Genomic DNA, 13,597 nt, shown 5'->3' on the forward strand with positions numbered 1-13,597 from the left:
GCTCTATAAATCGTCGATCAGCTTGTCCAGCGCGGCGCGCTCGGCGGCGCTGACGGCGATTTTTGCTGAGATGGCGGCTTCAAGCTCCTCGACGCTCTCGGCGCTGACGATCTCTCCGTCGACCATGGCGAACGGGAACAGATAACATTCGCCGCAGTTGCCGAGACAGCCGTATTCGATGACTTCAAGCTCGGGATCGAGCTCGTATTGCTCCATCAGCCGGTCGGTTCCGTGATGCATGTTGCTGGAGCAGAATTCAATGATCGGTTTCAACATGATGTCGTTCACCTCTTTGCCGTCCATTTTCAATTGAATGGCTTTGTATTATAATAGATAAGAAAGGAGTTGATTGCAATGAGCGAAAACGCACAAAGCACGATGTATGATGAGGTACTGGACGTTCTTGACAAGCTCCGTCCCTTCCTGCAGCGCGACGGCGGCGACGTTGAACTCGTCGACGTGGAAGACGGCATCGTCAAGCTTCGCCTGATGGGCGCTTGCGGCAGCTGCCCCAGCTCCACCATCACGCTGAAGGCCGGCATCGAGCGCGCCCTGCTTGAAGAAGTCGAAGGCGTGCAAGAGGTTATGCAAGTCTTCTAATTGCCCGCATCCATCATCATCGCGATATACAGACGAGCGGCCGATCGCCTCCTTGGAGGCGATCGGCCGCTCGTGCTATTATCTCAGGGCTGGACCGGCTTGATGCTCGTGCGGATCGGATCGAAGCCGCCCGTCACATCGATGATGTTGCCGGTCAGGAAATCCGATTGGGGCAGGCAGAGGAACGAAATGACCCTCGCCACGTCCTCTCCAGTGCCGGGCCGGCCGAGCGGCGAATCCGGATCTCTCAATCCGTCGACGTCCGCAATGGATTTCTCCTTGAAGTCGCCCCGGATATCGCCGGGACAGACCATGTTGACCGTTATGCCATGCTCCCCTTCCTCGACGGCAAGCGTCTTGGTGAAGGAGACGAGTCCGGTCTTCGCAGCCGCATAGACGGCGCGGTGCGGCCAGGCCCTGCCCTCCATCGCATGGCCGAACCCGAAATGGATGATGCGTCCCCAGCCGCTCTTTCGCATGCCCGGCAGCAATTTGCGGTCAAGCAGCATCGCGCCCAGCAGATTGCCATGAAGCAGCGAAATGATCTCCTCGTCGTCATAATCGGCGAATACTCTCCGCTCCCGAATGAACGGTCCGGCATTGTTCACCAGAATATCGACGCTTCCGCTCAGCTTCAGCGCCTCCTCGGCGAGCTTGCCCGTGTCGCCGGGATCGGCGATGTCCGCTTCGACCGCGGTCGCGCGCACACCGTATTGCTGCGCCAAGCGCCGAGCGAGCTCATCGGCCTCCGCCCCGCTGGAACGGTAGTTCAGGACGATGTCGCATCCCAGCCGGGCCAGCTCGGCGGCCGCCCGCTTGCCCAGCCCTTTGGCGCTGCCCGTTATGAGCGCCGTTTTTCCTTGCAGCTCCACGCTCTTCCTCCTTGCCTCGACTCACTTGCTGACGGCAGGCTTCAATAGAGACAAAGCATAATCGAACACGAGATGGACGGTTCCCGCCGCCATGTCCAGGCATTGGGCGAGGTCCTCCATCTGGCTGTTGATATCCTCCAGCTTCACTTCGTCTCCGAAGTTCAGATGCAGCTGCATCAGATCGTCCTGCAGCTCGGAGTTCATGCTGTGGATCTCGACATTCCGCCTTTTCCGCAATCGGACGATCGGCTCGTCATACTGGTTCTTGATATCCGTGAGCGGACCGGCGAGCCCTGGATGAAGCTTTTTGTCCCTCATCCGGTGCAGCACCGTAAAGTACGAGAACTGCCTCTTGAACTGCTCCGTTTCCAGCGACAGCATGTCGTTGAGCAGCGTGCCCAGCTTGTCCAGCAACGCGAACAGCCGGATGAAGGCATTTTTGTCGAAATAGACGTAGCGCCTGTAATTCAGCCGTTCATCCGGGCCCATGTCCTCGACGCTTGAGCTCGTGACCATCGCGCAGAAGCGAGATGCCGCATAGCAGCTCTGCTCCAGCTCATCAAGGGAAGCGATCAGGCCGATCGTCCATACCTCGTAAGTCCGCGCCTTATGGTTGCGATCCTTGCCTTCCTCCACAAGCTTATGGAGAAGGGAGGCATAATCGGTCATCGCCTGGACCGCTTCGGCCATCCTGCCCTCAGGCTTGGCCGGCGCATCCCCGAACAACATTCTCAGCATGGACCTTCCTCCTCCGGATTTTCTAAGCTTCTGTGCAGCAGAGCCAAAAACCTTCAGGCATTCAGGATTTAGGGAAATATTCCTTCCATCTGCCGTCGACCAGAGAAACGATATCCTCCCGAGGGAACAGCTCGTCCGGATACCCGGGCTTCATGCGGGCATCGATGACGATCGGAAGGCGGTAGGCCATATGATGGCGCCTCGCTTCCGAAAGGGCATAGATATCGTCCGCGGGATTGAACCGGGTGAATACCGTCCACAGAAACGGCGTCTGGGCCGAAGCGACCGTGCTGGCGTCGTCGACCAGGACGATCAGCGGCCAGTCGGTTCCTTTCTCGGCGGCTCTCTCCAATACTTTGGACGCCAGCTCCGGATCCGAAGCATAGTCCGCTCCGGAGACGGTCAGACAGCCCCGGCAATAAACCGCGATGTCGCTGATTTCCGCGATCGGGCCTTCCGTATAGTCATGCGGCAGTTCACGCACAGGCTCGCCGACGCCCATCAGAAGCGCCTTGCTGCCGTGGTTGAGCTTGCCGCTCGTATAGTCGAGCGTATCATGCGAGGTGTTGTCAAAGACGAACAGGTCGGTCTCCGGGCGGAAGCGCTCCAAAATCGTCTCCAGAAGCACGTCGAAGCGGGACAGGTCGACCGGCTGGTCGGTCAGCATCAGGAACTTGGTCAGCGTCAGCTGGCCTTCGCCAAGAATGCGGAAGCCGGTAGCAAGCGCCTCTCGCGAATAGCTCTCCCGCACGACAGCGGCGGCCAAGGCGTGGACGCCGGTCTCCGCGTAAGCCCACAGATCCTTCACGCCAGGCATCGCCATCGGGAAAGCCGGACTGAGCAGCCGCTGCAGATACTCGCCCAGGTAGTAGTCCTCCTGCCGCGGCTTGCCGACGATCGTCGCCGGGTAGATCGCATCCTTGCGGTGATGCACATGGCTGACATTGAATACCGGGAAATCATGCTGCAGGGAATAATAGCCGAAGTGGTCTCCGAACGGGCCTTCGGGCCTGCGCAGATGCGGCGGCACGCTGCCGTGAATCGAGAATTCGGCTTCCGCCGGAATGCGGTGGCGCCCCAGCGGATCCTGGGTGACCGGAAGCTTGCTTCCGAGAATGAGCGATGCGATCATCAGCTCCGGCAGATGCTCGGGAACAGGAGCGATCGCCGAGGCGATCAGCGCCGGAGGTCCCCCGAGGAAAACGCTGACCGGCAGCTCCTGGTTGTTCTTCTCCGCCTCGTGATAATGGAAGCCGCCGCCCTTGTGGATCTGCCAGTGCATGCCGGTCGTCGAGTCGTCGAAGATCTGCATGCGGTACATGCCGACATTATGCTTCTTCGGATGGGACGGATGCTCCGTATACACGAGCGGAAGCGTGACGAAAGGACCGCCGTCATCCTGCCAGCTGGTCAGGAACGGCAGCCCCTTCAGCGGATTTTCCCTGCGGACGGCCTGCATGACCGGCGCGGCGCTGTTCGGAACGTTTTTGAGTCCTACCTTGAGCAGGTCCTTCACCATGCCCCGCTCGCCCCATACGGCTCCGAGCGTCGGCGGCAGCAGGCGGTCCATCGCGCCGACAACCGTCTTCATCAGCTCTTCCGGCTTCGTGCCGAACGCCAGATCGACGCGGCGGGCGGTGCCGAACATATTGGTGAGGACGGGAAAGGTGCTGCCCTTCACGTTCGTGAACAGCAGGGCGGGTCCTTCCTCTTCGATCACGCGCCGGTGAATTTCCGCCAGCTCCAGATTGGGATCCACCGGAGCCTCGATGACGGCCAGGTCGTTGTCCTTGCGCAGCGCTTCTACGAATTGCCTTAGGTTTGCAAAAGTCATGATCGGCTCCTAACGTCTCTTCCGGGCTTGGACACCCAGGTCTATAAGGATGGAGAACAAGATCGTAATGATGAGATTGTGGATCATATTGGTGAAGATGAACCATTGGTCGTTGCCGATGGTCGCGGTCAGCCACGCTCCGCTGAAAATCTGGCAGATGACCAGAATCAGAACCCAAAGGGCGGAGCGCGTCGCCGGGTCGCTGCTTCCGGCTTGCTTGCGGACATGAAGGAAAAGGCCGAGAAGCACGAAGAATAGAATCAGGCCGGCGATCCGGTGGGCGAAGACGATGCCGGTCGCTCCATTGATCTCCGGAACGAGCTCGCCGTTGCACAGCGGCCAGCCGAGGCAGCCTCCTCCAGAGTCGGTATGGCGGATGAAGGCTCCGAGGTAAACGACGACGTAGCAATAGATCGCCGCAGACAACACCCAGGTGAACACGGAGCGTGGAAGCATCGATGCCGAGGCGGGATCATGCCCCTTGTCCATTCGCCTCACCCACAGGACGAGCAGCACCGTCGAGGCGACCGCAAGCAGCGAGATGCCGAAGTGCAGCGCCATGACGGGAGGGCTTTGGTACCAGACGACGGCCGCAGCGCCCATCAGCGCTTGCACGATCGTGAAGAACAGCGTCAGGCCGGCGAACCAGAGCGGCTCGCGGAAGCGGCGGTAGACCATCACGGTCATGACAAAGGTAGCCACGACGATGATGCCGACCAGTCCGGTCACGACGCGATGAGAATATTCAATGGCTGTCTCGAGGGTAAAGGCGGGAATGAACTTGCCGTTGCATAGCGGCCAGTCATCGCCGCAGCCCCTTCCGGAGCCCGTATTGGTCACGAGAGCGCCTGCAAGCAGGACGAGGAACATGCCGATGCTGGACATCCATGCAAGCAGGCGGTATAGGCGGGAGATCATCGTTTGTTTGTCACCCCTTCGATGGATACAACCCTCATTATAGCGGCAAAAAAATGCAAAAGCCATGTTGAAAATGTGACGATAATGGCATCATTCCGCGTCCGATCAGACACGATTTGTACAAGCATTCCGGCGTTATTTTGCCCTGCCGAAGCCGGCAGCTTGCATGCCCGGAACGGGGAATAAATAACGCATGCAGCATAAAAGCCCATCAGAGAGTGGCCCCTGATGGGCTGGCTGCCAAACCGGGCTGCGCAGAGGCTTACAGCGCGGCGGACACTTCGATCGCGCGGCCGAGGAACTGCTCGATCTCGTCTCTCGATTTGCGCAGCTTGCTGACGAAGCGGATGACTTCCTTGCCTTCGCGGAAGGCGATGAAGCTCGGAATGCCGAGAATGTTCAGCTCGGAGCAGAGCTCGGGCAGATCGTCGCGGTCGATCTCGATGAACTCGATCCTGCCCGCGTAGTTCTGCTCGATCTCCGGCATGAACGGATCGATGAAGTGGCAATCGGGACACCAGGTCGTCTTGAAGACGGCCACCGTGACGCCGGAAGAGGCGACGGTTTCGCGGAACTGTTCGTCGGTCGTTACTTTGCGCATGTCAATCACCCTTTTTGTATGGATTTACTCTATCGTACCGGGTTTGAACCGTTTTGTGCAAATCCGCCCGCCGAGCCTCCGCGATGCTCATGGTCAGGAGCCCTGCGCTTCCGTCTCCCGGCGTCCGAAGCGGCGGACCAGAGGAAGCAGGATCTTGCGCAGAGGGCCAGGGAAGGAGCTGGCGTCGGCTTCCCTGATGACGCCGAGCGCGATCAGAAGGAACAGGTAGAAGATGCCCATCACCGCGCCAGTGGCGACTGTGCCTGCAAAAAAGACGAGCTTGGAAGGCAGAATCGAGCCGAGCACGCCTCGGACGGTCATGTCGGTTCCGTAGCCTGCCGCAGCGGCGATGACGATCGTCAGCAGGTAGGCGGGCCAGCGGCGGCCGAGCACGTTCAGCTCCACCTTGTCCTGGATCACCCTCATGTTCAGCCAGGTGATGATCATGAAGCAGAGCATGGAAGCGATGATGAAGCCGTAGCCGCCCAGCAGCGGGCCGAGCGCCAGGCTGCCGACGATCTTGACGGCGTAGCCGATGATGGCGCTGATCATCGCCGGGCGGGGGTTGCCGAGTCCGAACAGGATCGAGTTGCTCGTCATCATCGTGATCTGGAAGATCGTGCCGATCGTCAGAGCGGCCACGACGCCGCTGGCGCCGGGATCCGAGAACAGCAGCCCGTTGACGGAATGCGCTCCTACCGTCAGCACCAGGGCGGCAGGCACGCCGGTGAAGACGACGATCCGCATGACGAGCGAGGCCTGCTTGCGCACTTCATCCAGCCGTCCGACGGAATTGGCGGCCGACAGCACCGGTATGATCGACTGGCTGAGCGCGATCGCCAGAATCGGCGGGATGCCGGCGATCGACTGCGCGTTGAAGATGAGATAATCGCGGATGCGGCTCGCCGTGTCATAAGCGCTGTAATAGCTGTCCGTCCAGCGGATGAAGAAGGTCGAGTCGATCAGATAGATGAACTGAACCGTCATTGCCGTGAAGACGATCGGGACCGACATGGTGAAGATTTCCTTGTAGATGCTGCGCAGCCGCACCGGAGGCGCAGCCGCTTCGGAAGCTGCCGCGCTCTCGCGTTCCCCCCGGCCGAGCGAGCGCTCCTCCTCCATGTCGGAGCGCTTCAGCTTGCGGGCGTAGTACAGCATGACGAGGAAGGCGCCGATGCTGCCGAACACGCTGCCGAAGGTCGCGGCGGCGGAAATCCAGCGGTCCGTCCAGCCGAGATTGAGCACGACAAGCGCAAGTCCGATGCCGACGAGCACGCGCGCGATCTGCTCGACGATCTGGGAAATGCCGCCTGCGGACATCATCTGCCTGCCCTGGAAGTAGCCGCGCATCATCGCGATGATCGGGAACAGCAGCAGCGCCGGCGCGATCGCCCGGATCGAGGAGGAAGCTTCCGGCGTGCGGACGAAGCTGGAGGCGTAATAAGGCGCGAATATGTACAGCAGCGTCGACAGCAGGACGCCGGTGACGGCGCCGAACAGCAGCGCGGCGCGGTAGATCCGCTGGGCTTCTCGCGGCCTTCCGAGCGCGTAGCGTTCCGAAACCATCTTGCTGATGGCGCTCGGAATGCCGGCCGTGGCGATGATGAGCAGGTATAGATAGACCGTATTGGCGATGCCGAAATACCCGTTGCCGGGTCCGGAGAACATATAATCCAGCGGAACCCGCTGGAACAGTCCCAGCACCCGAGCGATGAGCGCGGCCGCCGCCAGAATCAGAGTGCCCCGGATGAGGGAGTCTTTTTTGACCATGTTGTCGGGTTCCTTCTTCCTTAACGAATAATACGAATGACCCTGCTAGTGTACCACAAAACGGTCCCTCCCCACACCCGTCCATCCCGGATCGCGCCTGCGCGGCCGCGGCGACAAAAAATCCCGCAGAGAAATCTGCGGGATCGGAGGGCTTTGCCGCAGCGGGCTTGCGCGCGGCCGGAATTAGACGTTTTTAGGCGAGATCGGCTCCAGAGAAGGCACGCTCTGGCCGCGGACCGGAACAGCCGCGCCGGACGGAGCCGCCCATTTGACGGAGTTGGAGATGACCTTCAGCACGTTGGCATCGTAGTAGGTCGGATGCGTCTCGTGGCCAGGACGGAAGTAGAAGATCTTGCCTTGGCCGCGGTGGAACGTGCAGCCGCTGCGGAAGACGTTGCCGCCTTCGAACCAGCTCACGAACACAAGCTCGTCCGGAGCCGGGATATCGAAGTGCTCGCCGTACATTTCTTCCTGCTCCAGCGCGAATTGCTCCGGCAGGCCGGCAGTGATCGGATGCGCGGGATCGACGACCCAGATGCGCTCGCGCTCGCCGGCTTCGCGCCATTTCAAGTCGCAGCCCGTGCCCATGAGCTTCTTGAAGATTTTGGAGAAGTGGCCGGAGTGGAGCACGATGAGGCCCATGCCTTCCATGACCCGCTTGTGCACGCGCTCTACGATGGCGTCCTCGACGCGGTCATGCGCCATATGGCCCCACCAGATCAGGACGTCGGTGTTGTTCAGGACGTCCTCGCTCAGGCCGTGCTCCGCTTCCTCGAGCGTTGCCGTCTTGATGTCGAGGCCAGAGTCTGCAAGCCCTTTGGCCAGCGCGTTGTGGATTCCGTCCGGATAGACGTTGCGGACTTCCTCATGTTCTTTCTCGTGGACGAATTCGTTCCAGATCGTCAGTTTGATCATTGGCGATGGGCTCCTTTAAGTAGGTAGTGGGAAAATGGACATCAGAATGCGAGCCAGAGGATGAACAGGATGATCATGGCGAGCTGCAGGACGATCTTCACTGCCGTGCTCGACAGCAGGCCGACGACGGCGCCGATGCCGGACATGAAGGTGCGCTTCAGGATCGGTCCCGATACGGGCTCCTTGTCCATGGCGATCTTGTACAGCTCCCCGATCATCGCTCCAGCCAGCGGGCCGATGATGAGGCCGAACGCCGGAATGACGAACGGCCCGACGATCAGTCCGATCGTGCTGCCGACGACGGACGCGCGGGAGCCGCCGAACTTCTTGACGCCCCAGGCGCTCACGGCGTAATCGGCGATGAACAGGACGACGACGATGAGCGTCTGGATCGTCCAGAACATCCAGCCGAACGGCGAGAAGCTGATGAAGAGGCCGTAGACGAAAAAGGCCGCGTAGATGGCGAGCGCTCCCGGAAGGATCGGATAGACCGTTCCGGCCATGCCGACAAGGAACAGGATGACGACGAGAATCCATCCGATGATCGCGAGCGTCATCGCCGGCTCACCCTCTCAGCAGCATGTCTCGGATGACATGCGCGACTCCATGCTCGTTGTTGCTCAGCGTAACGGCGTCCGCCGCTTCCTTGACGGCCGCTTGGGCATTGCCCATGGCGACGCCGAGCCCGGCTTGGCGGATCGCCTCGATATCGTTGAGGCTGTCTCCGACAGCGACGGCCTGGGACATCTCGATGCCGAGCACGCCGCACAGCTCGCGGATGGCGGTCGCCTTGTTCACTCCGGCGGGATTGAGCTCGAGATTCCACGGAGACGAGTTGGTGATCTCCATCGAGCCCCAGCTCTCGACCTCGCGGCGGATCTCCTCGCGGATGGAGTCGTTCTCGGTATGATAGCCGAATTTGAGCCAGTGGAAATTATCGTAGCCGTCCGCCGGCTCGATCCACTTTTCCTTGTTGAAGACGCCCTCGACGGAGTATCCCCAGAACCAGGGCTCCGCATGCTGGACGGCAAGCCTGTGCAGACGCTTGATCTCCGAGGCGTTCATGAGCGTCCTCCGGTAGAGCACATGCGGCTTGCTCCAGATCTCGCTTCCGTTGACCGTGATCATCGGGGTGTCCAGCCCGAGCTGCTCCGCGAACGGCAAAGCTCCCTGGAAGCCCCTTCCGGTCGAGAAGCAAACGGTTATTCCCGCCTCCATCGCCCGGCGGATCCACTCCGCGTTCTCTTCGCTTATCGTCTGCTCGTCCGTCAGCAGCGTCCCGTCCATATCGAGGGCAAGCAGTTTGTAATCTCTCATATGTTCCTCCCTGCCAGATGGTGTTGCTTGATATTTTACCATATCGGACAAGGATTCCAAATGCGATTCAGCCGGCTGGATTCATTATACGCCGAGGCGCTGCGGCCGCGCGCCTGCCTATTTTGGCGCATCTGCATGGTATTTTGGCTACGGAGCCGCTCTTTTCGTCTGCGTAAATAAAAAACATCGACGGCAGGCCGGCATCCGGCCGTCTGCCATCGATGGGAGAAAGAGCCGCAAAAGAAGAGAGCCGCTCAGGCGGCTCCCTCCAGGCTTCTCCGTCTCCGCCGCAGCCGTCCCGCCATGAGGCCATGCTTCGGCGAGAGGACGAAGGCGGCCGCGAACAATGCCGCGGCGGCCGCCACGATGCAGCCGGCGATGGAAGCGTCCAGCCATACCGCGAGCAGGAAGCCCAGGAACGTGGAGAGCACGCCGCACGCCGCGCTGATCGCGATCATCCTGCCGAGGCGGTCGGTGAGCAGATAGGCGGTGGACGGCGGAATGACGAGCAGTCCGACGACGAGAATCGCGCCTACGCTTTCAAAGGAGCTCACCGTCGTGATCGATACGAGGCCCATCAGCAAGTAATGGAAGAGGGCGGCCGGAATGCCTAGCGCCGCCGCCAGCAGCGGGTCGAACGCGCACAGCTTGAACTGCTTGTAGAACAGTCCGATGACGGCGAGGATCAGCGTCAGCGCTCCCCCGAGCAGCCATACGGAGCGCGGCCCGATGCCGACCCCGCCGATCTCGAGCGTATTCCATGCCGCATAAGCGATCTCCCCGTAGAGGACGCAGTCCAGGTCGAGGTCGACCTGTCTGGCGTTCAGGCTGATGAGCACGACTCCGATCGCGAACAGCGAGGTGAAGATGACGCCGATCGAGGCATCGCTCTGGATCCCGCGCTGGTTGAACCATTGGATGAGAAAGACGCAGAGCAGCCCCATGAAGGCGGCGGCGATGAGCATCAGGATCGAATCCCGCGATCCGCTGAACATATAAGCGATGACGATTCCCGGCAAGACCGAGTGGCTGATGGCATCTCCGATCAGAGCCATGCGGCGCAGGATGAGGAAGCAGCCGAGCACGGCGCAGCTCACGGCGGCCAGAGAGCCGGTCAGCAGAATCCAGAAGTCCATCATGTCAGCCGGCCTCCTTTGCCTTGCTTGCGGATGCTGCCGGCTCCAGGCTGCGCCGCATGCCCCTCCGGGTCAGCGCGACGACAACGAGCCCCTTGCGGCTGCCGAAGGCGACGGACAAGAGAAAGATCGCCGCTGCCGCCAGCACGCTGACCGGGCCGGTCGGGAGCTGACTCACTTGCGAGCTGATCCAGGCTCCAAGCAAGCCGCTGACAGCCCCGAACAGCCCTGACAGGAGGATCATCCTGCCGAGCCGCTCCGTCCAAAAGCGGGCCGATACGGCCGGAGTGATGAGCAGGGCGGCGACGAGCACGACGCCGACGGCCTGGATGCCGGCGACGACGGCCACGACGACGAGCGCCTGCATCATAAAATCGAGCAGCCCCGTCGGGAATCCCGCTCCCTTGGCGAAGGCGGGATCAAACGAAAGCAGCTTGAACTCCTTGAAGAGCAGCGTGCATACGGCAGCCAGCAGCAGGCAGACTCCGGCCATCAGCCGCACGTCGCTGCCCACCATGGAAGCCGCCTGGCCGAACAGGAACTTGTCGAGGCCGCTCTGGCTCCCGTCTCCGCTGTGCTGGATCATCGTCAGCAGCACGATGCCGATACCGAAAAACGAGGAGAGCACGATGCCCATCGCCGCATCCGCCTTGATGCGCGAGCGCGAGGTGATGAGCCGGATCGCCAGCGTGCCGGCGATGCCGGCAACCACGGCGCCGAGCATGAATACCGGCAGCGACTTGACCCCCGTGAGCAGGAAAGCGACGCAGATGCCGGGAAGCGCCGTATGGGCGATCGTATCGCCCATCAGGCTCTGCCGGCGCAAGTAGGCGAAGCAGCCGATCATGCCGCTGCTCAGGCCGAGCAGCATGCAGCCGAGCGCGATCCAGCGCAGGTTGGGGTCGGAGGCCAGCGCCTCGATGGAAGCCCATAACCCGGTCATGGCCGCCCGCCTCCCTGGAACGTATGGACGGCATCCTGCCGGGGAGCCGGATCATCCTGCCTCCCGCTGGCGGCGGCAGCGGCGCCTGCCCCGGCAAATCCGATCCGTCCACCGTACGTGCGGTGGAGGTTCTCCTCCGTGAATGCCTTGGCGGTAGGGCCGAAAGCCTGGACCGTTACATTCAGGAGCAGCACGGAATCGAAATACTCCGGAACGGTCGCCAGATCATGGTGGACGACGATGACCGTCTTTCCGTCCGCGCGCAGCTTGCGGAGCAGCTCGACGATCGCTTTCTCCGTCGCCGCGTCGACGCCGGCGAACGGCTCATCCATGAAGTAGAGATCCGCATCCTGCGCCAGCGCCCTCGCCAGGAACACCCGCTGCTGCTGGCCGCCGGACAGCTCGCTGATCTGGCGCTCGGCGAATGCCTCCATCCCGACCCCCCTCAGGCACTCCAGAGCGACGGCACGCTCCTTGCGGCCGGGACGGCGGAACCAGCCCAGCCGCCCGTACCGTCCCATCATGACGACATCGAGCGCATGCGTCGGAAAGTCCCAATCGACCGACTCGCGCTGCGGCACATATCCGATCCGCTTGCGGGCGGCATCGATGGTCTCGCCGAATGCCTTCGCTTCTCCTCCAAGCGTCGGCGTAAGGCCGAGAATGCTCTTGATCAGCGTCGACTTGCCGGCTCCGTTCGGTCCGACGATGGCGACAAGCTCCCCTTCCGGAACCGCGAACGTAACTTCCCGCAGCACGGAACGGTTCCGGTAAGCCGTGCTCAGCCCTGCCACTTCGAGGACGATGCGCTTCGGCTTTCCCGCGTCTTGAATGTCCCTATCGGCTGCGGCCTCTTCGTATGCGTTCATAATCCGCTCTCTCCCTTCAAAGCCTCTGCGACGGTGTCGACATTGTGGCGGAACATGCCGATATACGTTCCTTCCGGAGTTCCCTTTTCTCCGAGCGCATCGGAGAACAGCTCGCCGCCGATGACGACCTTATGGCCCATCCGGCCGGCCCCTTCCATGACCGATTCGATCGACTTCCGAGGAATGCTCGATTCGACGAAGACGGCGGGAATGCCGTTGGCCACCAGATAGTCCCGCAGCTCGGCGACATCCTTCGAGCCAAACTCCGATGCCGTGCTCATTCCCTGCAGCCCCTTCACCTCCAGCCCGTAGGCCCGTCCGAAATAGCCGAAGGCGTCATGGGCGGTCACGAGCACCCGCTGCCGCTCCGGAATGGAAGCGAGCTTGTCGGAAGCATACTGATGGAGGCTCCGCAGCTCCGCCAGATAAGCGTCGGCCCGCTCCCGATAAGCCTGGGCGTGCTCCGGATCCTTCGCCGCAAACGTATCCCGGATCTTCTCCACCGCATGCATCCACAGCTCCGCATCGAACCAGACATGAGGATCCGGGCTGCCGGGCTGGGTCTCCATCACCTTCCCCTGCGGGATTCCGTCCGTAACAGCGACAACCGTCCGGGAGCGGCCGAGCTTATGCAGCACCTCGGTCATCTTTCCTTCGAGATGCAGACCTCCGTACAGGACGATGTCCGCCTTGTCGAGCTTGACCATATCCCCATGCGAAGCCTTGTACAGATGGGGGTCTACGCCCGGTCCCATCAGCGCCGCCACGCGCACCCGGTCACCGCCTACCGCCTCGGCAGCGTCCGCGATCATTCCCGTCGTCGCCGTCACGGCCAGCTCGCCCCCGCTCTTCCCGGCTCCGGCATCGCCGGCGCCCGAACAGGCCTGGGCAACCATGAGCACGGACAGAAGCAAGCCTGTCAGAGCCAGCCTCTCCACTCTCCTTCTCCATCTTCCTGCCTTCAAATCCCTCTCCCCCTCGACCGCGCCATGATGCCTCCGTGGACATCCCTTCAGTTGGCCATAAGACTTATTTTTTATAGTATACAATAAAGTTTCCATAGTGCAACATATTTTTATTCTGC

At 61.4% G+C, this 13,597-nt stretch carries 15 protein-coding genes; 1 reads left to right on the plus strand and 14 read right to left on the minus strand.

The features are described 5' to 3' along the window. Positions 1-3: 3 nt before the first annotated feature. Positions 4-273: a YuzB family protein gene (locus tag CIC07_RS19470; protein ID WP_076356752.1), complete on the minus strand. Its 270-nt coding sequence runs from the start codon at positions 271-273 to the stop codon at positions 4-6. Between the two features lie 81 nt (positions 274-354). Between CIC07_RS19470 and CIC07_RS19475 the strand changes: the two genes are divergently transcribed. After that, positions 355-600: a NifU family protein gene (locus CIC07_RS19475; RefSeq protein WP_048744982.1), complete on the plus strand. Its 246-nt coding sequence runs from the start codon at positions 355-357 to the stop codon at positions 598-600. Between the two features lie 83 nt (positions 601-683). Here the strand turns inward: CIC07_RS19475 and CIC07_RS19480 are convergent, their stop codons facing one another. The 13 genes from CIC07_RS19480 to CIC07_RS19540 all read right to left on the minus strand — a co-directional run bounded on the left by CIC07_RS19480 (position 684) and on the right by CIC07_RS19540 (position 13,409). Further along, positions 684-1,472, minus strand: a complete 789-nt coding sequence (locus tag CIC07_RS19480) for an SDR family oxidoreductase (RefSeq protein ID WP_076353719.1) — start codon at positions 1,470-1,472, stop codon at positions 684-686. Between the two features lie 21 nt (positions 1,473-1,493). After that, positions 1,494-2,210 (minus strand): Cthe_2314 family HEPN domain-containing protein, encoded by a 717-nt coding sequence (locus CIC07_RS19485; protein WP_076353717.1) that lies wholly within the window; start codon positions 2,208-2,210, stop codon positions 1,494-1,496. A 61-nt stretch (positions 2,211-2,271) separates the two neighbouring features. Further along, positions 2,272-4,044 (minus strand): UbiD family decarboxylase, encoded by a 1,773-nt coding sequence (locus CIC07_RS19490; protein ID WP_076353715.1) that lies wholly within the window; start codon positions 4,042-4,044, stop codon positions 2,272-2,274. Positions 4,045-4,053: 9 nt separating this feature from the next. Next, the gene (locus CIC07_RS19495) at positions 4,054-4,962 is read right to left on the minus strand and encodes a COX15/CtaA family protein (RefSeq protein ID WP_076353713.1); all 909 of its coding nucleotides are present in this window, start codon (positions 4,960-4,962) and stop codon (positions 4,054-4,056) included. A 262-nt stretch (positions 4,963-5,224) separates the two neighbouring features. Beyond that, on the minus strand, positions 5,225-5,563 hold the full coding sequence (locus CIC07_RS19500; protein ID WP_048744978.1) for a thioredoxin family protein: 339 nt from the start codon (positions 5,561-5,563) through the stop codon (positions 5,225-5,227). Positions 5,564-5,656: 93 nt separating this feature from the next. Further along, positions 5,657-7,333, minus strand: a complete 1,677-nt coding sequence (locus CIC07_RS19505; protein WP_094248195.1) for a putative polysaccharide biosynthesis protein — start codon at positions 7,331-7,333, stop codon at positions 5,657-5,659. Between the two features lie 183 nt (positions 7,334-7,516). Then, on the minus strand, positions 7,517-8,248 hold the full coding sequence (locus CIC07_RS19510) for a ThuA domain-containing protein (protein WP_076353709.1): 732 nt from the start codon (positions 8,246-8,248) through the stop codon (positions 7,517-7,519). A gap of 41 nt (positions 8,249-8,289) precedes the next feature. Then, a complete protein-coding gene (locus CIC07_RS19515; RefSeq protein WP_076353707.1) occupies positions 8,290-8,805 on the minus strand; it encodes a DUF456 domain-containing protein in 516 nt (171 codons plus the stop codon). Between the two features lie 7 nt (positions 8,806-8,812). Continuing rightward, complete coding sequence (locus tag CIC07_RS19520; protein WP_076353705.1) at positions 8,813-9,565, minus strand: Cof-type HAD-IIB family hydrolase; 753 nt, start codon at positions 9,563-9,565, stop codon at positions 8,813-8,815. Positions 9,566-9,819: 254 nt separating this feature from the next. Next, positions 9,820-10,704 (minus strand): metal ABC transporter permease, encoded by an 885-nt coding sequence (locus CIC07_RS19525; RefSeq protein ID WP_076353703.1) that lies wholly within the window; start codon positions 10,702-10,704, stop codon positions 9,820-9,822. A gap of 1 nt (position 10,705) precedes the next feature. Continuing rightward, positions 10,706-11,644, minus strand: a complete 939-nt coding sequence (locus tag CIC07_RS19530; RefSeq protein WP_076353701.1) for a metal ABC transporter permease — start codon at positions 11,642-11,644, stop codon at positions 10,706-10,708. Next, entirely contained in the window at positions 11,641-12,513 is an 873-nt protein-coding gene (locus CIC07_RS19535; protein WP_076353699.1) for a metal ABC transporter ATP-binding protein, read from the minus strand. Before CIC07_RS19535 ends, CIC07_RS19530 begins: the two co-directional genes overlap by 4 nt. Continuing rightward, the gene (locus CIC07_RS19540) at positions 12,510-13,409 is read right to left on the minus strand and encodes a metal ABC transporter solute-binding protein, Zn/Mn family (RefSeq protein WP_094248409.1); all 900 of its coding nucleotides are present in this window, start codon (positions 13,407-13,409) and stop codon (positions 12,510-12,512) included. Before CIC07_RS19540 ends, CIC07_RS19535 begins: the two co-directional genes overlap by 4 nt. Positions 13,410-13,597 lie beyond the last annotated feature (188 nt).

Origin of the sequence: Paenibacillus sp. RUD330 (genome assembly GCF_002243345.2) — a bacterium.
GTDB lineage: Bacteria > Bacillota > Bacilli > Paenibacillales > Paenibacillaceae > Paenibacillus_O.